Annotated in this window: 13 protein-coding genes and 1 riboswitch; of the genes, 10 read left to right on the plus strand and 3 right to left on the minus strand. The window is 67.7% G+C overall.

The features are described 5' to 3' along the window. Window positions 1-12: 12 nt before the first annotated feature. From icmB to sucD, 3 genes are all read left to right on the plus strand, one after another. Window positions 13-426, plus strand: a complete 414-nt coding sequence (gene icmB / locus BKA23_RS03675; protein ID WP_145225574.1) for a coenzyme B12-dependent isobutyryl CoA mutase small subunit — start codon at window positions 13-15, stop codon at window positions 424-426. A 135-nt stretch (window positions 427-561) separates the two neighbouring features. After that, complete coding sequence (sucC, locus tag BKA23_RS03680; RefSeq protein ID WP_145225576.1) at window positions 562-1,752, plus strand: ADP-forming succinate--CoA ligase subunit beta; 1,191 nt, start codon at window positions 562-564, stop codon at window positions 1,750-1,752. Window positions 1,753-1,767: 15 nt separating this feature from the next. Next, window positions 1,768-2,655: a succinate--CoA ligase subunit alpha gene (gene sucD / locus BKA23_RS03685; RefSeq protein WP_145225578.1), complete on the plus strand. Its 888-nt coding sequence runs from the start codon at window positions 1,768-1,770 to the stop codon at window positions 2,653-2,655. Between the two features lie 205 nt (window positions 2,656-2,860). Here the strand turns inward: sucD and BKA23_RS03690 are convergent, their stop codons facing one another. Next, entirely contained in the window at window positions 2,861-3,520 is a 660-nt protein-coding gene (locus BKA23_RS03690) for a prepilin peptidase (RefSeq protein WP_170226356.1), read from the minus strand. A 175-nt stretch (window positions 3,521-3,695) separates the two neighbouring features. Here BKA23_RS03690 and BKA23_RS03695 point away from each other — a divergent pair, with 175 nt between their 5' ends. From BKA23_RS03695 to BKA23_RS03705, 3 genes are all read left to right on the plus strand, one after another. Further along, on the plus strand, window positions 3,696-4,901 hold the full coding sequence (locus BKA23_RS03695; RefSeq protein ID WP_145225582.1) for a cell division protein PerM: 1,206 nt from the start codon (window positions 3,696-3,698) through the stop codon (window positions 4,899-4,901). 79 nt (window positions 4,902-4,980) lie between these two features. Continuing rightward, window positions 4,981-5,649 (plus strand): phosphoribosylglycinamide formyltransferase, encoded by a 669-nt coding sequence (purN, locus tag BKA23_RS03700; protein ID WP_425473737.1) that lies wholly within the window; start codon window positions 4,981-4,983, stop codon window positions 5,647-5,649. Then, window positions 5,646-6,212, plus strand: coding sequence for a GNAT family N-acetyltransferase (locus BKA23_RS03705; RefSeq protein WP_145225586.1), 567 nt, complete (start codon window positions 5,646-5,648; stop codon window positions 6,210-6,212). The genes purN and BKA23_RS03705 overlap by 4 nt, the downstream gene beginning before the upstream one ends. A gap of 26 nt (window positions 6,213-6,238) precedes the next feature. Here the strand turns inward: BKA23_RS03705 and BKA23_RS03710 are convergent, their stop codons facing one another. Continuing rightward, window positions 6,239-8,953 carry an aminotransferase class III-fold pyridoxal phosphate-dependent enzyme gene (locus BKA23_RS03710; RefSeq protein ID WP_145225588.1) on the minus strand — a complete coding sequence of 905 codons (2,715 nt, stop codon included), beginning with the start codon at window positions 8,951-8,953 and terminating at the stop codon, window positions 6,239-6,241. 139 nt (window positions 8,954-9,092) lie between these two features. After that, a riboswitch (ZMP/ZTP riboswitch) is annotated at window positions 9,093-9,171 on the plus strand. Between the two features lie 31 nt (window positions 9,172-9,202). Between BKA23_RS03710 and purH the strand changes: the two genes are divergently transcribed. Further along, window positions 9,203-10,822, plus strand: coding sequence for a bifunctional phosphoribosylaminoimidazolecarboxamide formyltransferase/IMP cyclohydrolase (gene purH, locus BKA23_RS03715; RefSeq protein WP_145225590.1), 1,620 nt, complete (start codon window positions 9,203-9,205; stop codon window positions 10,820-10,822). Between the two features lie 287 nt (window positions 10,823-11,109). Here purH and BKA23_RS03720 read toward each other — a convergent pair whose 3' ends face one another. Further along, the gene (locus BKA23_RS03720; RefSeq protein WP_145225592.1) at window positions 11,110-11,541 is read right to left on the minus strand and encodes a cyclic nucleotide-binding domain-containing protein; all 432 of its coding nucleotides are present in this window, start codon (window positions 11,539-11,541) and stop codon (window positions 11,110-11,112) included. 261 nt (window positions 11,542-11,802) lie between these two features. Here BKA23_RS03720 and BKA23_RS03725 point away from each other — a divergent pair, with 261 nt between their 5' ends. Genes BKA23_RS03725 through BKA23_RS03735 form a run of 3 tightly spaced genes read left to right on the plus strand, consistent with a single transcriptional unit; the run spans window position 11,803 to window position 18,319 of the window. After that, a complete protein-coding gene (locus BKA23_RS03725) occupies window positions 11,803-14,775 on the plus strand; it encodes an adenylate/guanylate cyclase domain-containing protein (protein WP_170226357.1) in 2,973 nt (990 codons plus the stop codon). Window positions 14,776-14,790: 15 nt separating this feature from the next. Further along, on the plus strand, window positions 14,791-17,934 hold the full coding sequence (locus BKA23_RS03730; protein WP_145225596.1) for an adenylate/guanylate cyclase domain-containing protein: 3,144 nt from the start codon (window positions 14,791-14,793) through the stop codon (window positions 17,932-17,934). After that, window positions 17,915-18,319 (plus strand): YjbQ family protein, encoded by a 405-nt coding sequence (locus tag BKA23_RS03735; protein ID WP_145225598.1) that lies wholly within the window; start codon window positions 17,915-17,917, stop codon window positions 18,317-18,319. Before BKA23_RS03730 ends, BKA23_RS03735 begins: the two co-directional genes overlap by 20 nt. Window positions 18,320-18,335 lie beyond the last annotated feature (16 nt).

Consider the following 18,335-nt stretch of genomic DNA (forward strand, 5'->3'; position numbering starts at 1 on the left):
TAAGGTGCACGTATGACGACAGCCCCCCTTCGCATCGTGGTCGCCAAGCCCGGACTCGACGGTCACGACCGCGGAGCCAAGGTCGTCGCGCGGGCGTTGCGCGACGGTGGCATGGAAGTCATCTACACCGGACTGCACCAGACGCCCGAGCAGATCGTCGAAGCCGCGATCCAGGAAGACGCGGATGCCGTTGGCCTGTCGGTGCTTTCGGGCGCTCACATGACGTTGTTCGCCAAGGTGATCGATCTGCTCAAGGCAAAGGACGCCGACGACATCGTCGTCTTCGGCGGCGGCATCATCCCTGAAGAAGACATGCCGCAACTGCGCGAGATGGGCGTGGCGACCGTGTTCACCCCGGGCGCCACCACCACCGAGATCGTCGACTGGGTCCGAACCCACGTCGGCGGCGACCACGCTGAGGGATAGGCTCCGAAACGGACAGATGAAGCTCGGGCACGTCTGGTCTGCGCTGACTCGCGTGGCGTTCGTGGCCGGGCCGCGCGAGCTTCCTCTCCACCAGGAGAGACCCTTCATTCCTTCAATGACGAGGATGGATTCCGCGTGGATCTTTTTGAATACCAGGCGCGCGACATGTTCGAGGCGCACGGGGTCCCCGTGCTCGCGGGCAAGACCGCCACGACTCCCGAGCAGGCCAGGGCCGCCGCCGAAGAGATCGGCGCATCGTCCGGCGGCGTGACCGTCGTCAAGGCGCAGGTCAAGACCGGTGGTCGCGGGAAGGCGGGCGGCGTCAAGGTGGCCAAGTCCGCCGACGAGGCGCAGCAGAATGCCGAGGCGATCCTCGGCATGGACATCAAGGGCCACACTGTGGGCACCGTGATGATCGCCCAGGGCGCCAAGATCGCCCACGAGTATTACTTCTCAGTGCTGCTGGACCGTGCCAACCGCACCTACCTGGCGATGTGCTCGGTCGAGGGTGGCATGGAGATCGAGCAGCTCGCTGTCGAGCGCCCGGATGCTCTCGCCCGCGTCGCGGTCGACCCCAACGTGGGCATCGACGCCGCCAAGGCCAAGGAGATCGTCGAGGCAGCGAAGTTCGACGCCGAGACCGGTGCCAAGGTCGCCCCCGTGCTCGAGAAGCTGTGGGGGGTCTACCGCGACGAGGACGCCACCCTGGTCGAGGTCAACCCGCTGGTGCAGACCGAGGACGGCGACATCGTCGCTCTCGACGGCAAGGTCTCGCTCGACGCGAACGCCGACTTCCGCCACCCCGACCACGCCACCCTCGAGGACAAGGCCGCGGCCGACCCGCTCGAGGCCGCGGCCAAGGAGAAGGGCCTGAACTACGTCAAGCTCGACGGCGATGTCGGCATCATCGGCAACGGTGCAGGCCTGGTCATGTCGACGCTGGACGTCGTCGCCTACGCCGGTGAGAAGGTCACGAACGGCCAGGGTGCGAATCCCAAGCCCGCGAACTTCCTCGACATCGGTGGTGGCGCGAGCGCCGAGGTGATGGCGAACGGGCTGTCGATCATCCTCGGTGACGCGCAGGTGAAGTCCGTTTTCGTCAACGTCTTCGGCGGCATCACTGCATGCGACGAGGTCGCCAAGGGCATCGTCGGTGCACTTGACTCCCTCGGTGACAGCGCCACCAAGCCATTGGTCGTGCGCCTCGACGGCAACAACGTCGAAGAGGGTCGTCGGATCCTTGCCGAGCGCAATCACCCGCTGGTCACGATCGAAGCCACCATGGACGGCGCTGCCGCCAAAGCCGCCGAGCTTGCGGCGAAGTAAGGGGAATCGTTAGTAATGGCAATCTTTTTGAACGCTGACTCCAAGGTCGTCGTCCAGGGCATGACCGGTGCTGTCGGCATGAAGCACACCAAGTTGATGCTGGGCGACGGCACCGCCGTCGTCGGTGGCGTCAACCCGAGGAAGGCCGGGCAGCAGGTCGACATCGACGGCACGCAGATTCCGGTCTTCGGCACCGTCAAGGAGGCCATGGAGGCCACCGGTGCCAACGTCTCGGTCGTCTTCGTGCCGCCGGCCTTCACCAAGGCCGCCGTCATCGAGGCCATCGATGCGCAGATGCCGCTGGTCGTCGTGATCACCGAGGGTGTCCCGGTCAAGGACTCCGCGGAGTTCTTCAACTACTCCCTCGGCAAGGCCACCCGCATCATCGGCCCCAACTGCCCCGGCCTGATGAGCCCCGGCAAGTCCAACGTCGGCATCATCCCCGGCGACATCGCCGGGCCCGGCCGCATCGGCCTGGTCAGCAAGTCGGGCACGCTCACCTACCAGATGATGTACGAGCTCAAGCAGTTCGGCTTCTCCACCGCAATCGGCATCGGTGGTGACCCGATCATCGGCACCACCCACATCGACGCGCTCGAGGCCTTCCAGGCCGACGACGAGACCGACGCGATCGTGATGATCGGCGAGATCGGCGGCGACGCCGAGGAGCGCGCTGCGGCATACATCAAGGAGCACGTGACCAAGCCGGTCGTCGGCTACGTTGCGGGTTTCACCGCGCCCGAGGGCAAGACGATGGGCCACGCCGGCGCCATCGTGTCCGGCTCCTCGGGCACCGCGCAGGCCAAGAAGGAGGCCCTCGAGGCCGCCGGTGTCAAGGTCGGCAAGACCCCTTCCGAGACTGCGGCACTGATGACCGAAATCATGAACGGCCTTCAGCGCTGACGCTTTTCGCCACACGGCACGCGGCCGGCCACCTTCGAGAGGGTGGCCGGCCGCGTCTGTGTTCAGGCTCGGTATCCTGCGCGCTCACGCGTCACACGCGATCCGAGCTGTATGCCGCGGGCTCGCGCCTCACACGCGCTCCGAGCTGTATGCCGCGGGCTCGCGCCTCACACGCGCTCCGAGCTGTATGCCGCGCGCCCACGCCTCACGCGCCGAGCCAGGCCAGGATCGCTCCGGCGATGAGGAACGGGCCGAAGGCGATGTGGGTGTGCCTGGTGGCGCGGCGCGTCAGCAACAGCGCAACGGCCCAGCCGCCACCCAGCAGGAAGGCCAGCATCGTGGCGCCGAGCACGGCCTCCCAGGAGAACCATCCCGTCAGCACACCGAGGCTCGCCGCGAGCTTCACGTCGCCGAAGCCCAGCCCTGCGCCGCCGGGTGAGGCGAGCATCAGCACGGCATACGTGACGAATGCGATGAGCCCGGCCGCCGCCGCGCGTGACAGTGCCGACCAGTCGCCCGAGGTGGCCGACGCGATGATGGCGACGAGCACAGCGGCAGCGATGAGCGGATAGGTGATCCTGTCCGGCAGGCGGTGGACATCGGCGTCAACGGCCACGAGTGCGGTGAGCGGCAGGCACATCGCGGCATACAGCACTGCGATCGTGAACCCGTGCCGACCGCCGAGACCGAAGGCGGTGACCGCCGCGGCCACCGGCAGCACGACGACCACCCAGCTGTATGAGCGACCCCGCAGCTGAACGTCTGTCGGTTGACGGTGGTGGCCACGGCGCAGCCTCTGCTGCAGTGGTATCGAGGCGGCGAGCGCGCAGCCTGCCACGAGCGCAGGGAGCAGCCAGCCGGTCATGCGGTCAGAGCCTAACCGGCTGGCGCCGGGGTGTACGGCTGTCGTCCACAAGGGTGGCGGTTCGCCCGGACGAGCCGGTCGCGGTGCGCCTTCGTGAGGTCGTCGCATGGTCAGTTGGCCGCTGGTCGGCGTGCCTGCGCGACGAAGCGATGCTCCGCAGGGACGATGGACGGCGATGAGTCTTCTGGATCGCACCCGTAACCTCGCCACCCTCCCCAAGGCGGAGGGCCGTGACTGGCGGCAGCTGGCGATCGCGGCGGGCTACGGGCTGGTCGGCGCCATCTGTCTGTGGCTGGTGCTGCTCGTGCCGGTGCTGGTGGCCTGGGTTGCCGATCCTCGCACCAGCACCTCCTGGACCGACACCCTGTCGATCTCCGGCGACGCGTGGGTGCTCGCCCACCGTGGCCACATCGGCGTGACCAGTGCGGGCGCACATTCGGTGGTCTTCGCGCCGCTGCTGCTGACCGCGCTCGCGGTGCTCCTGGCACGGTATGCCGCGACCGCCATGCTGGCCTATCTGCCGGACCGCAGGGGCAGCTGGTGGGAGGGGCCGACGTCATACGTTGTCGGGTATCTGTTCGGTGGGGCGGCGATCAGTCTGCTCGCTGGCTTCGGACCCGCTACGCCGAGCGTCCTGTCGGTCGTGCCGGGCGCAGTCATCGTCGCGGTGGCGGGTGCCGGATGGGCGTTGTGGCACAGCGAGCAACCAATCGCCGAGACGGCCAAAGACTATGTAGGACAACGGCTTTCGCTGACGACACGGCGCGCGGTGCGTCCTGCGTTGGAGGGTGTTCTGGGCTTCCTCGCCCTCGGCCTGGTGGTCGTGGTGGCGCTGCTGGCACTCCATCTCGGTGACGTGCGCGACCTCAACAGCCAACTGCGGCCCGGTCTCGCCGGAGGCGTCGTACTGTGGCTGGGGCAGCTGTCGGCGCTGCCGAACGTCGTGCTGTGGGCAGGCAGTTGGCTGTCCGGTGCATCGGTCGACCTGGGTGTGGTGAGCGTCGGTACCTCGCACGTGCACGGGGGAGTGCTGCCGATGGTGCCGGTGCTGGGCGCGGTGCCGAGTGCCGGAAACCTGCCTGTCTGGACGGCGGTCGTGCCGATCCTCCCCGTGGCGCTGGGCGCCGTCATCGGCTGGCGGTCGCTGGCGCAGCTGACGACTCTGGCCTCGCTGAAGACCAAGGCGACGACAGCGATGACCGCGTCCGGCCTCGCCGCCGTGCTGGTGCTCGTGCTGACCTGGCTGTCGACCGCGGGTGTCAGTGGCGGTTCCCTGGCGTATGTCGGTCCGTCACTCTTGGTGGCGCCATTGCTGGTCGTCGAGTTGCTGCTGGGCGCCGTGCTCTCGGCCGTCGTGCTGCACTGGCGGCGCACCCGCTGAACGACCCTGGAGCTTCACCCGCACGGTCGTCGCACCCCGAGCGCCGCTGACCCGCACACCGCGACTATCGTCCGCTGACGTGACCACTCCATCGCAGTTGTCCGCCGCAAGCCAGCCTCGGTATGCCGGCGCCGCGGTGCCGGTTGTCGTTCTGGTGTCCGGCTCCGGCACCCTGCTGCAGGCGCTCATCGACGCCGCCGCTGATCCGGCATACGGCGTGCGCATCGCTGCCGTCGGGGCCGACCGTGACGGCATCGAGGGCTTGGCGCGGGCCCAGCGACACGGCATACCTACATTCGTCTGCCGGGTGCGCGACTACCCGACGCGTGAGCAGTGGGATGCCGCGCTGGCCGAGGAGGTCACGCAATTCGAGCCTGCGCTTGTCGTGTCGGCGGGCTTCCTGAAGCTGGTCGGACCTCACTTCCTCGCCCGCTTCGGCGGCCGCTATCTCAACTCGCACAACGCGCTGCTGCCGAGCTTCCCCGGGATACACGGCCCCAGAGATGCCCTCGAGTATGGCGTAAAGCTAGCCGGGGCAACGCTTTTCGTTGTCGATGCAGGAATCGACACCGGTGCGATCGTGGCGCAGTGTGTGGTGCCGGTCGAGCACGACGACACGGTCGAGACGCTCACCGAGCGCATCAAGCAGGCTGAGCGCCCGCAACTGGTGGACTGGGTCGGCAGGCTCGCGCGCGAAGGTTTCTCGGTGAAGGGCCGGCGGGTGCAGTTGGGCCGAGCAGCGCGATGAGCCGGCCGGTCCTCGCGACCACACGACTGCAGTTGCGCCCGATGACGCTCGAGCACCTGCCTCTGTTGGTCGATCTCGACAGCGATCCGGAGGTGATGCGGTATCTGATCGGTCGGGCGCGCACACGACCGGAGGCCGAGGAGTTCTGGGTGCCGCGATGCGCGGACGAGTCGGCTGACACGTTAGGTCTGGGATGGTGGGCCGGCTTTGCGGGAGACGACTTCGTCGGCTGGTGGGATCTCGGTCGCAGTGACAGCGATCCGAGCGCGACGGTGGCCCACCGACGGCCGGAGGCCGGCTGGCGCCTGAGACGGGCCTTCTGGCGACAGGGCCTGGCGTCGGAAGGGGCAATCGCCCTGTTGGATCACGGTTTCCGCACGGTCGGTGTCGATGCGGTCTGGGCCGAGACGATGGCGGTCAACCAAGGCAGTCGTGGCGTGATGCGCCGCCTGGGGATGCGCCACATCGCGACCGAGGTGCGCGAATGGGACGATCCCCTGCCCGGGTCCGACCTCGGTGAGGTGGTCTACGAGATCACCCGCGAGGAATGGCTGAGGCGTTGACGCCATCCCGGGGCTGAGCCGCTGACTCAGTCGGACAGGCGGGTCAGCACGCGATCGATCGCAGCGACGACGAAGTCGACGCTGTCGGCGGTCACGACCAGCGGCGGCTTGATCTTGAGCACGTTGTGACCGTCACCCGTCGCCTGCACGATGCACCCCTCGCGCAGCAGTGACTCGCAGACGTCAGTCGCCAGATCCGTTGCGGGAGTGAAGCTCTCGCGATCCGTCACCAGCTCGACACCGAGGTAGAGCCCGAACCCGTGGACGGCGCCGATGGCCTGGTGACGATCGGCGAGCCGCTGTAGTTCCGTGCGGAAGTGGTCACCGACGACGAGCGCATTGTGTTGCAACTGCTCGCGTTCCATGACATCGAGCACCGCCATACCGATCGCGCAGGACACGGGCGAACCGCCCGCGGACGAGAAGAAACTGCCCTCGGCCGCGAACGCCTCTGCGATCGCGGCAGTGGTGACGACCGCACCCAACGGCTGGCCGTTGCCCATCGATTTGGCGACCGTGATGATGTCGGGCACGACGCTCTGTTGCTCGAATCCCCAGAAATAGTGCCCTGTTCGGCCGTATCCGACCTGCACCTCATCACTGATGCAGACACCGCCGAGCGCGCGCACCCGCTCGTACACACCGGCGAGATAACCATCGGGCAGGGCCACTCCGCCGCCGTTGCCGAAGATCGGCTCGAGGATCACCCCGGCGATCTGGTCGGTGTCGATCGCCGCCAGTTGATCGTCCAGATCCGACAGGTATGCCGCAGCCGAATCCGGCCCGCGGTGGGTGCCGCGGATCTGGTTGGGCGCGTCCATCAGCTCCACCCAGGCAGGTCGCGACTCCATCGCGCGCGGGTTGTCGCCGAGCGAACTCGTCACGGCATCCGAGCCGATCGTCCACCCGTGGTATGCCTCACGCGCGGCGAGCATCCGTGCGCGACCGGTCGCGGTCATCGCCAGTCGCAGGGCGAGGTCGACCGCCTCGCTGCCGCTGTTGACCAGAAAGACCTGATCGAGTCCGTCGGGCGCCAGGGCTGCCAGCCGCTGGGAGAGGGCAGCGCTGCCGGCGTAGTGGAACCGGCTGTTGGTGTTGAGCAGACTCCACTGCCGCTGCGCCGCGCGGGTCAGGTGCGGGTGCGCGTGGCCGGTCGTGGCGACGTTGTTGACCACGTCGACGTAGACATTCGCGCGGGTGTCGATGAGGAATTCGCGCCAGCCGCGCTCGATCTGCGGCGGGTCGTCGTAGTAGTGCTCCTGCACCGCCGCGAAGTGCGAATCACGTTGCTGCAGAATCGCTTCCGCCTGCGGTGCGGGTGCTGCGACATCGGTGCCCACGAGTGGGGAGGGGTCGGGGCAGATGTTGCGCCATACATGCTCGGCGTGGGCCGAGACGAACCGTGGCGGGGTGCCCGGCAACGTGCACGCCTGCAGCCACACAGCGTCAGCGACGACCGTGTTGTTCGCGTCCAAGCCGAATGCTGTGACACCAGAGGGCAATTCGGGCAGTTTCGTGCCTGTGGGCAGCAGCACCTCGATGCCCAGCGCGAAGACGTCGGCGGTGCCTTGCGCGCTGAGTGGGTGCGCCCGGTCGAGGCGATACTCCCCGTACCGCGTGCTGTATGCCGGTGCTTTCCGCGAGAGAGGCAGTCCGTCGTGCCAGGCGTCGGGGGTCAGCCACGCGCCGTCGTCCCAGCGCTCACTGGTGACACCGAGGTCGACGGGTGTCACGGACTCGATGACACCCGTGAGGTCGAGCCTGCGCAGGTGCTGACCGGTGCCGCGGATCAGCCAGGTCATCTCCTCGGCGTCGAGCGCGAGCGCGATCTGCAGCGATCGGCGCTCACCGGCAGAGCGGACGGCGGCATACGAGTTGGTCCCGTCGGCGGTGAGGTCGTCGCTGCACGCGACGAGCACCCCGGTGCGCAGGACGATCAGCGGCCAGACCGCGGTGAGTTCGGCGTCGGTGAGGTTCACGCGTCCGGCGAAGGCGTCGACGACGGCCAGCACGGCGGCCACATCGTCGGAGGTCTTGCCCAGCACGCCGGCGGCGGTCACGGCGAGTTCGGCGCAGCGCCAGCTCAGGCTCAGGTCACCGAAGTCGATGACGGCGGCATCTCCGTCCGGCGTGAGCACGACGTTGTCGTCGGTGACGTCGCCGTGGATCACCTGCAACGGCAGCTGATCCTGCACCGCTTCCAGGCGGGCGGTCGCATCGGCCAGTGTGGACCGCAGCGGCGGTGCCAGCTGGTCGATGACCTCGGTTGCCAGCCGCAGGTCCCACTGAGAACGCCGCTGAGTGCCCGGGTGGTTGAATCCGGCAAGGGCATCGACCACCCGCCCCGCGATGTCGCCGAGCAGTCGGCACTCGGCGGTGCCGAATCCGGCTCTGCCCAGCAGCGGTTCGCCGTCGACATACGTGATCACGTGCGCCAGCAGGTCGTGTCCGTCGACGGTGATCTCGTCCGCCCGGAACACCGGCACCGGTGCCGGAATCCCTGCTGCAGCCATGACAGCCAGGGCCTCGTGCTGAGCGTCGATCGTGTCGCGTTCCCAGGCCGGGTTGACGATCTTGACGACCACCGGGCCGTCGGTCGTGGTGATGCGCAGGTTGTAGTCCTGGTTGGACCCCAGCTCCCGATGAGCGCCCGTGAGGCCCCATTTGGAGCTCGCGACCGCCATCACGGGGTCAGTGCTGATCGGGGGCATCTGCAGGCCACTCAGATTGCCGTCATCCATGCCAGGACATCTCCCGCTCGCACCACATCGGATCGCTCTCCGCAGCAGCTACCAGGTTGCTGCCCGCACCGGTCTGGATCGTATGGCAGCCGCGGGACTTCGCGCGCGTGGTCGGTGAAGCCGATAGGGCCCGCTATCCTGGTAGACACACGACTGGCGCAGGTGGGACACCACCGGGGAGTGACATCCGCAGCGCATCGCCCGCCTGGGTGCGCTCACTGGAAACGCGAAAACGTTACTGGGAGAGTCATGTCACCATCAGCAGCAGACGGCCGCCGCCCGATCCGACGGGCCCTGATCTCGGTCTACGACAAGACCGGTCTCGAAGCTCTGGCCCGCGGTCTGCACGACGCCGGAGTCGAACTGGTCTCCACCGGCGGATCGGCCGCCCTCATCGACGGGCTCGGCATACCTGTGGTGCGGGTCGAGGAGCTCACCGGATTCCCCGAGTGCCTCGAAGGGCGTGTCAAGACGCTGCACCCGCGCGTGCACGCCGGCATCCTCGCCGACACGCGCAAGCCGGAACACCTTTCGCAACTGGACGACCTCGGCGTGGCCGCCTTCGAGTTGGTCGTCTGCAACCTCTACCCGTTCCGTGAGACCGTCGCCTCCGGCGCCACTCCGGATGAGTGCATCGAGCAGATCGACATCGGCGGCCCGTCGATGGTGCGTGCCGCGGCCAAGAACCACCCGAGCGTTGCGATCGTCACTTCCCCCGGCACGTATGACGACGCGCTCGCCGCCGTGGCCGCGGGAGGCTTCACGCTGGAGCAGCGCAAACTGCTGGCGGCGCAGGCATTCGTGCACACGGCCGACTACGACAGCGCCGTGGCCAACTGGATGGGCAATGTCTACGTCGACACCAGCGAGGGCACCGGATTCCCGCAGTGGTCGGGCGCGACGTTCACCAAGGCCGAGACGCTGCGGTATGGCGAAAACCCCCACCAGGCGGCTGCTCTCTATCGGCACTGGCGGGGCGGAATCGCGTCTGCACGGCAGCTTTTCGGCAAGGCGATGTCGTACAACAACTACGTCGACGCCGACGCTGCCGTGCGCGCGGCATACGACCACGGCGACCTGCCCACCGTCGCGATCATCAAGCACGCCAACCCGTGCGGCATCGCGGTCGGGGCAGCCGACGAGAGCATCGCCTCCGTCCACGCCAAGGCACACGCGTGCGACTCGATGTCGGCCTTCGGCGGCGTGATCGCGACCAACCGGCCGGTGACGGTCGAGATGGCCGAGACGGTCAAGGACATCTTCACCGAGGTCGTCGTGGCGCCGGCTTTCGACGACGGTGCCGTCGAGATCCTCAGCGCCCGCAAGGCGATTCGGCTGCTGCAATTGCCTGCCGACCAGGTGGCAGGCGACCCCGTCGAGATCCGGCCGATCTCCGGCGGGATGCTCATGCAGCAGCGCGACAAGGTCGACGCGGTCGTCCGCGACGGGGCCGGTGAGGTCACCGGTGGCGACGACGCGGCGAACTGGCGGCTGGTGTCGGGTGAGCCGGCATCGGCCGAGACACTGACCGATCTGCAGTTCGCCTGGCGCGCCATCCGCGCAGTGAAGTCCAACGCGATCCTGTTGGCGTCCGGCGGTGCGTCCGTCGGTGTCGGGATGGGCCAGGTCAATCGTGTCGACGCCTGCCACTTGGCAGTGTCGCGTGCCGGCGCGGAACGGGCGCAGGGCTCGGTCGCCGCGTCGGACGCCTTCTTCCCGTTCCCCGACGGCCTTGAAGTGTTGCTCGACGCAGGTGTGAAAGCCGTTGTGGCGCCTGGTGGTTCCCTACGTGACCAGTCGGTCATCGATGCGGCACAGGCTGCGGGCGTGACGATGTACTTCACCGGCACGCGGCATTTCGCGCACTGATCCTCAGGCCCCGGCGACCGCACGTTCGTTGTCTCGGGGCGTCGTACGTCCGACTCCCGACCCCGAGAGGTGTGCCGCAGCTCGTTTCGGCCCGCCGGTCGACGAAAACCTGTGGAAGTCATCGGGTTCCGCTGCGTAGCGTCGGGAGCGTGATTGACGAGGTGATCTGCCGACCGGAACAGCATCGATGCGCAGGGCTGTCCGATGGTGGTGCTGGGAGGATCACCCTCCGTACTACGGGACCCGGATCTCGCGCAGTTGGAGTAGCTGTCCTAGCCCGGATCCGGTCAGGACTGACCGTGCGAGGCTGCCTCGACCTTGCGCAACCGGGCGACCAGCGTCTTCAGCAGCGCGGCAGCGATGTCGCCGTCGCCACGCACCAGCGGCATGAAGGCCATCGACGACAACGCGAAGGTCGTGACGCCCTGCGACCCGGCGATGACGGTGGCCGACCTGGCGGCACCGTCGATCATCGACAGCTCGCCGACATACTCGCCGGGGCCGATCTCGCCACGGGACTCGCCGGCGACGTCGACCGTCGCCGACCCCTCGAGCACGACGCGCAGCCCGCTGTCGTGGGCACCCTCGGTGATGACCTTGCCGCCCGGGCCGGTCTTGAATGTCGTTCCCGTCTCTGCGATCTGGGAGATCGCGGAGGAGCTGAGGCCGGCGAACAGATCGATGTCCGCCAGGACCTGCTTCAACTGGGCGGTGGCCATGAATGAACCCCTTGTATGCCGTGCCTATGGTGTCGCTGGTCAACCTAGCAGCGCCGGATGCCGCCGTTCCTGGAATTGCGGTCACCACCCGGTCACGATCACCGGGCTGTATGCCGCCGTCCTTGCGCCGCATGCCTCGCCGTGGCCGGTAGATTCGCGGTTGTGGTGACGTGCGCGCGGTGTGGTTCGGGGCTGCCCGAAGCGGCGAAGTTCTGTCCCACGTGCGGGGCCGCTGCCGCTGTGGGCGCGCAGCAGGCGCCGGTGCGCAAGCATGTGGTGATCCTGTTCGTCGACCTGGTCGGGTCGACTGCGCTCGGAGAATCCACCGACCCGGAGGCTCTGCGCGCCGGACTGGCCCGCTACTTCGAGGCGGTGTCGAAGGTCATCTGGCAGCACGGCGGCACCGTCGAGAAGTTCATCGGCGACGCCGTCATGGCCGTCTTCGGGGTGCCGACCACGCGTGAGGACGACGCGACCAGGGCCCTGCGCGCGGCGATCGACATACACACCGTCGTCGCCCGGCTGCGCGAGGAAATCGGCACCGACTTCCACGTCCGGGTCGGCGTCAACTCCGGTGAGGTCTTCGTGACTCACCAGCCCGACGGGCAGTTCAGCGTCACCGGCGACGCTGTCAACACCGCACAGCGGCTCGAGGCGGCTGCCGGCACCGACGAGACGTATGTCGGGGACACCGTCGCCGAACTCGCCGGGGGAACTGTCCGGTTGACCGAGGTCGGGCCGATCCTGCACAAGGGCAGGAGCACCCCGCAACAGGTGTTCGCCATCGCCGCCGACCAGTCGCGCGGGCAGCGGGCGCGCCAGACGACCTTTGTCGGGCGTGAGGTCGAACTGGCCGAACTGGTATCGATCGCCGACCGTGCGATGGAGCGGCGACAGGGCTGGCTGCTCACGTATGTCGGTGAAGCCGGCATCGGCAAGTCGCGACTGATCAGCGAGTTCGCGGTTCGACGACCCGGCATCCACCACATTCACGGTCGATGCGAGCCGATGAACACCGGCACTTACGCTCCGCTCACCCGCCTGCTGCTTGATCTCGACCCGGACTGGGAGCTGTATGTCGATCGCCTGCTCGGTGCAGAGGCCGCCGCGGTGCTGCAACGTCTGCGCTCCGCTGCCGGGCGTTCGGATGTGCAGACCTCCACCGGCGACGTCGTCTGGGCGATGCAGCGCGTCGTCACTGCGTTGGCGAGCACGGGCGCGGTGGCGATCGGCTGGGACGACCTGCAATGGGCCACCGAGGCGCAACTGGACTTCATCACGGCGCTCGCGGCCGCGTGTCGCTCGCTACCGGTCCTGACCATCTGCGTCGGACGCCCGGAACTCTTCGACACCCGGCCACACTGGGGCGGAGGTCGCAAGTCGCGTGTGGAGGACGTCGAGCGTCTGTCCCGCCAAGACCTCACAGCGCTCGCCGACGAGCGAATCCGATTCAACGAGAACAAGCTCCACGTATCCGTCGAGGATCTCGTCGATCGGGCCGAGGGTAATCCGCAGGTTCTGCAGATGCTGGCACACGCATCGGCATCGGGATCGGATCTGCCGGCGTCGGTGGCGCAGCTCTACGAGGCTGCGCTCGATCGACTCACACCTGTCGAGCGGCTGCTGGTGGAGTGCGCCGCCGTCTACGGCCGCGAGTTTCGCATCGACGCGGCTACGGCCACCGCTACTGGCGGCCTGCCGGACGACCTTGAGCTCGTCGCCGACCGGCTGCGCGAGCTCAACATCCTCGAGGTCGCCGGGGATGGCGAATTCCGTTTCGTGCAGTCACTTTTCATGCAGACGGCATACCGGTCGATGCCCAAGCAGGTGCGCTCCGACCGGCACGCGGCCCTTGCCGAGTGGCTCGTGAAGCATCCCGAGGAGTGCGGCCTCGACACGCCTTCGGTGGCCGCGTCACACCTTGTGCGTGCGCTTTCATTGCTGGAGGAGATCAACGGACCTGCCGGCCGGCGTGCGATCCTGCGCGAAGCGGCGATCGACGCCGGGATGGCTGCCGTCGATCACGCTGCCCTGCGCGGCGATCCGGGCCGGATGAGCGCGGCGCTACGACTGATCGACATCCTGCCGGCGGGGGACCGTCGCAGCTTCGACCTCGGGTACAACCTGCTCATCTCCACCGAACCGACCGCAGACCATGCGCTGCGGCAGGCGGGTTTTGCCCGGCTGGACGATGTGATGGCGGCCAGCGCGGAGTGGCAGTTGGTGCGGGAAGTGCCACTGCTGCTCAAAGGCGTCCGGGCCGGCGAGGTAGCGCTACCCCAGGCGCAGGCCTCCGCCGGGCGAATCAGGAAGCGGCTGCTGGCGCTGCCCGAACCTGCCCAGGGGTCGCTCGCGATGGTCGAACTCCTCTGTGCCCAGGTCGAGGCCGATGGCGGCAATCTGAATCGCTGTCACGAGATCTGCCTGGTGAACATCGCCCGCTGCCGCGCGAACGGCAGAACCGTCGAGGAGCGTCTGTGGCGGCACTTCAACCTGCAGATCGCCCATGCCACAGCCCCGGTCGACGACGTGATCCGCGACGCCCGCCAGCTGCAGCAGGACTTCGCCGGTAACCGGACGATGTGGCGGGCGGCGACATCGGTCCTGGCGGCGGCGCTCGCCGCCGCTGGGGAATCGGACGAGGCGTGGCGGCAGTGGACGGCCGCAGAGGCATTGCTTGGCGAGCAGAGCGCAGATGCCCTCACGGCTTTCTACGACCGGCAGTATGTCGCCCGGATCCTGCTGTGCGAGGGCCGAGCCGCGGAGGCGGGTCGACTGTGGGTCGAGATCGCCACGCAGTTGGCCGACCGCGCCATGTTGCAGGCGTCCTTCCTGCACGCGGCGATGCGCGACTTCGTATACGCGGGCGAGATCCTCCAATTGCGCTACGTCGCAAAGCAACTCGAGGCTCTCGCCTTGACGCCAGAAAGTCACGATGTCGCGCAATCAGGACTGGCTGCGAAGCGGGCGGTGGAGTCTGCTCTCGCCGGCGACCGTGCGACAGCACTCGTTGAGATGGCCAAGGTCTTCGCGATCGACCGTTCGGAGGAGAGCCCGATCAACGCCGGTTTCGCGCTCGCGTTCGAGGCGATCCTTGAGCGGGTGATGGGAGACTGCGGCGCCAGCGAGAGTCTGGCCGAGCAGGCCCGTGCGGCATACCACTCCAGAGGTGCCAGTGCGCTTGCAGATCAGGTCGACACGTGGGTGGCCAATGCGGACAAACTCCTGCGGTGACGGTGCCCTGACAGAATGATCGTCGTGATCACGTGCGCGCGGTGCGGTGTGCAGTCGCCGACCGGGACGAAGTTCTGCCCCAACTGCGGTGCGTCGCTGGCGCAGGGCGGCTTGCAGGCGCCGGTCCGCAAGCACGTCGTCATCCTCTTCGTCGACATTGTCGGGTCGACCGGCCTGGGTGAGTCGATCGACCCGGAAGCGTTGCGCGCCAGTCTCGCCCGCTATTTCGACGCTGTCTCCAAGGTCGTCTGGAAATACGGTGGCACGGTCGAGAAGTTCATCGGCGACGCCGTCATGGCCGTCTTCGGCGTGCCGGCCACGCGTGAGGACGACGCGACTCGCGCAGTGCAGGCGGCGACCGAGATCCACGCGGCCGTCAAGGAACTCTCCGCACGTATGCAGGCCCGGCTGGGGCAGAGCCTGCGCGTGCGCATCGGCGTAAACCAGGGTGAGGTCTTCGTCACCCACCAGCCCGACGGACAGTTCTCGGTCACCGGTGACGCCGTCAACGTGGCAGCTCGGCTGCAGGCGGCGGCACAGCCGGACGAGACGTATGTCGGTGACACCGTTGCGGCGCTGGTCGGTCAGGGCGTGTCGCTGGAGTTCATCGGGCCCATGACCCACAAGGGCAAGACCGAACCCCAGCAGGTCTTCAAAGTCACCGACGGCGACGGCCGCCACGGGGTGTTGCGTCGCACCAGGTTCGCCGGCCGGGAGATCGAACTGGCCGACCTTGCGGCGATCGCCGATCGATCCGCGCGGCTGGGTCAAGGGTGGTTCGTGACGTATGTCGGCGAGCCTGGCATCGGCAAGAACCGGCTGGTCTCGCACTTCCTCGAGGGTCGCGACGGTCTGCGGGTGCTGCGTGGCACCGCTCAGCCGCTCGCGACCGACGGGTCATACGGTCCTCTTGCCAAGCTGCTCACTGCCATCGATGACGACTGGCCCGCTGTCGTCGAGGGCATGTTCGATGAGCGGACCGCCACGGCGATCGTCCGTCGGCTGAAGTCGGCAACCGCTCGCTCGGAGGAGACCACCTCGATCGACGACATCGTCTGGGCGGTGCGAAAACTGTTGGCGCAGTTGGCTGTTGCCGGCCCCATCGCAGTTGTCTGGAAGGACATCGAGTGGGCCAGCGAGGAGATGCTGGACCTCATCGAGGGTCTCGTGGCGCCATTGCGCATCTATCCGGTGTTGACGATCTGCACGACGCGCCCGGAATTGTTCGAACGACGCCCGATGTGGGGCGGTGGTCAGCAGTCGCGCGTCGAGCCGGTGGACGCGCTCAGCGCGGACGAACTGCGTGAGATGGCGACCGAGCGGATGCCCGAACTGGAGCGCGTGTCGCAGGAGTCCGGTCGGTCGGTCGAGATGTCGCTGCGGGCTCTGATCCGACGCAGCGACGGCAATCCGCAGGTCTTCCAGGTGCTGCTGGACTGCATGTGTGACGGGGATGAGCTGCCGGTGTCGGTGCACACACTTTTCGAGGCGACGCTGGATCGGCTCACGCCGATGGAACGCGCGTTCTGCGAGGTGGGTTCTGTGCTGGGCCGCGAGTTCTACGCCGAGGCAGTGGAGCCGGTGCGCACGGCTGATCCCGACCCGGACTACGACGGCAACGAGGTCGCCGGACGGCTGCGACTGCTCAACATTCTCGAGCTCGGCGACCAGGACTCCAGCGGATTCACTCGGTACCAGTTCGCCCAGTCGATGCTGATGGAGACGGCATACCGAACCCAGGCCAGGCAGGTGCGATCCGAGCGCCACGTGCGCGCCGCCGACTGGTGCGCGGCCCACGCCGATCAGCTGGAGCGCTCCCAACGCGGCGCCATCGCCGGACATCTGCGCCAGGCGTATGACGAACTCGCTCGCGTGTCCGCCGACACCGCCTCGATCGACGCGCTGCGCGAGCGTGCGGCAAGCGCCGGATACGAGGCCGCCGAAGAGCTCGACCTGCGCGGCGAACCACGCGCTCGCGAGGCATATCTCGCGCTGTTCGAGTTGTTCTCCGACGGCGATCTGCGGCTGCACGACATCGCGCACCGGGCGTTCATGCGCACCCGGCACCACGACATGGCCGATGTCGAGGAGGTCGTCGCCCGCACCGATCGCAAGCTCGCGGATCTGCCGTCGTGGCTGGTGCACCGCGAGGCGATGCTGTTGGTCGGCCGACTGCAGTCCGGTGCTACGCCCGCCGCCGACGGCATCGATGCGGCGACCGAACTCATCGATGCGGCACGTGAGTTTCCCGACCTGCTCGGGCTGCAGATCGACGTCGGCTGGCCAAGGGCACTTGCCTTCGGCATCGCAGGTCAGATGACTGAGGGGCTGGGCGACATCGGCATACTCGCCCGGCGGGCCGAGGAGTATGGCGACCGGCCCGTCGCGAGGTTGCTGACCTTCGCCCGTGTCGAGTTCGGAATGTGGAGCGACGAGCCGGTGAGCCTGGTGCTGCAGGATGTCGACGAAGCGCTGGATTCCGGTGGTGCGCAACGGGAGCGTGTGCTGAGTCTGTTGCCGTTGCGGGTCTGGCTGCGCGCCATGCGAGGGGACCGCGGCGGCGCGACCGAGGATTGGGAGCGCGTCGTCGAACTCTCCAGCGGGCCGGACTACATCGCCCGCGAGACCGACCGGTGGGCAATGGCGTTGTACAGCTTCGGCGAACCCACCGCGGCGGCCGAGGCATTGGCGCAGCAGTTGCCCCTGCTCACCCCGATCGTGCAGCAGGACAACGAGATGTGGATCGTGCGGCTGTGGTTGCGAGCCGGCGACGCGGATGCTGCCTTCGCCGCATTCGAGGGTGATCTGCAGGCGCCCACGCTGGACGACGACGGATATCACCCGGGTCTGCGTGACGGAGTTGTGGCGCAACTGTTGGCGCTGCGGGGCAACGCAGATCTGGCACGTGAACGCATCCGTCAGGCGCATCTGCTGGTCGACACGATCTCGATGCCCATCACGATTGCCGAACTGGCGGTCGACGAGGCCGTCGTCGAAGCGATCCTGGGTGATGAGGCTGCGAGTCTCGACGCTGCCGGTCGTGCCGAGCGGGCCTACCGTCGCAAGGGCGCCTCGGCAATGGCGGACAATGTCGAACGTTGGATGTCCAGCGCAGCCACCTTGGTGCAGGAAGGGCAGCATGCAGACACAGACGTGTGAGTTTCGTACCGGCAGGACCGAGGTGGTGCTCGACATCACTCGCGAGTGCGCGGATTTCGCAGCCCGACAGGCCGACGGACTGCTGCACGTGTTTGTGCCGCACGCAACCGCTGGTGTGGCGATCCTGGAAACGGGTGCGGGCAGCGACACCGACCTGCTGGCCGCCCTGCGGGATCTGCTGCCGGCGGACGATCGCTGGCTCCACACCCACGGCACTCGCGGGCACGGTCGCTCGCACGTCATGCCGGCGCTCATTCCGCCCTACGCCACCCTGCCGATCAGTGGCGGCATCATCGCGCTGGGCACCTGGCAGAGCATCTGCCTGGTCGACCTCAATGTCGACAACGAGGTGCGCACCGTGCGACTGTCCGCCCTCGCGGGCTGAGGACGACCATGGCCGT

This window comes from Rudaeicoccus suwonensis, from assembly GCF_007829035.1.
In the GTDB taxonomy this organism is placed as follows: Bacteria; Actinomycetota; Actinomycetes; order Actinomycetales; family Dermatophilaceae; genus Rudaeicoccus; species Rudaeicoccus suwonensis.

Bases quoted from the DNA above. Each gene is read 5' to 3' on its own strand.
- icmB (WP_145225574.1), top strand. From the start codon at position 13: ATGACGACAGCCCCCCTTCGCATCGTGGTCGCCAAGCCCGGACTCGAC.
- sucD (WP_145225578.1), top strand. From the start codon at position 1,768: ATGGCAATCTTTTTGAACGCTGACTCCAAGGTCGTCGTCCAGGGCATG.
- BKA23_RS03690 (WP_170226356.1), bottom strand. From the start codon at position 3,520: ATGACCGGCTGGCTGCTCCCTGCGCTCGTGGCAGGCTGCGCGCTCGCC.
- BKA23_RS03695 (WP_145225582.1), top strand. From the start codon at position 3,696: ATGAGTCTTCTGGATCGCACCCGTAACCTCGCCACCCTCCCCAAGGCG.
- BKA23_RS03705 (WP_145225586.1), top strand. From the start codon at position 5,646: ATGAGCCGGCCGGTCCTCGCGACCACACGACTGCAGTTGCGCCCGATG.
- BKA23_RS03710 (WP_145225588.1), bottom strand. From the start codon at position 8,953: ATGGATGACGGCAATCTGAGTGGCCTGCAGATGCCCCCGATCAGCACT.
- purH (WP_145225590.1), top strand. From the start codon at position 9,203: ATGTCACCATCAGCAGCAGACGGCCGCCGCCCGATCCGACGGGCCCTG.
- BKA23_RS03720 (WP_145225592.1), bottom strand. From the start codon at position 11,541: ATGGCCACCGCCCAGTTGAAGCAGGTCCTGGCGGACATCGATCTGTTC.
- BKA23_RS03730 (WP_145225596.1), top strand. From the start codon at position 14,791: ATGATCGTCGTGATCACGTGCGCGCGGTGCGGTGTGCAGTCGCCGACC.
- BKA23_RS03735 (WP_145225598.1), top strand. From the start codon at position 17,915: ATGCAGACACAGACGTGTGAGTTTCGTACCGGCAGGACCGAGGTGGTG.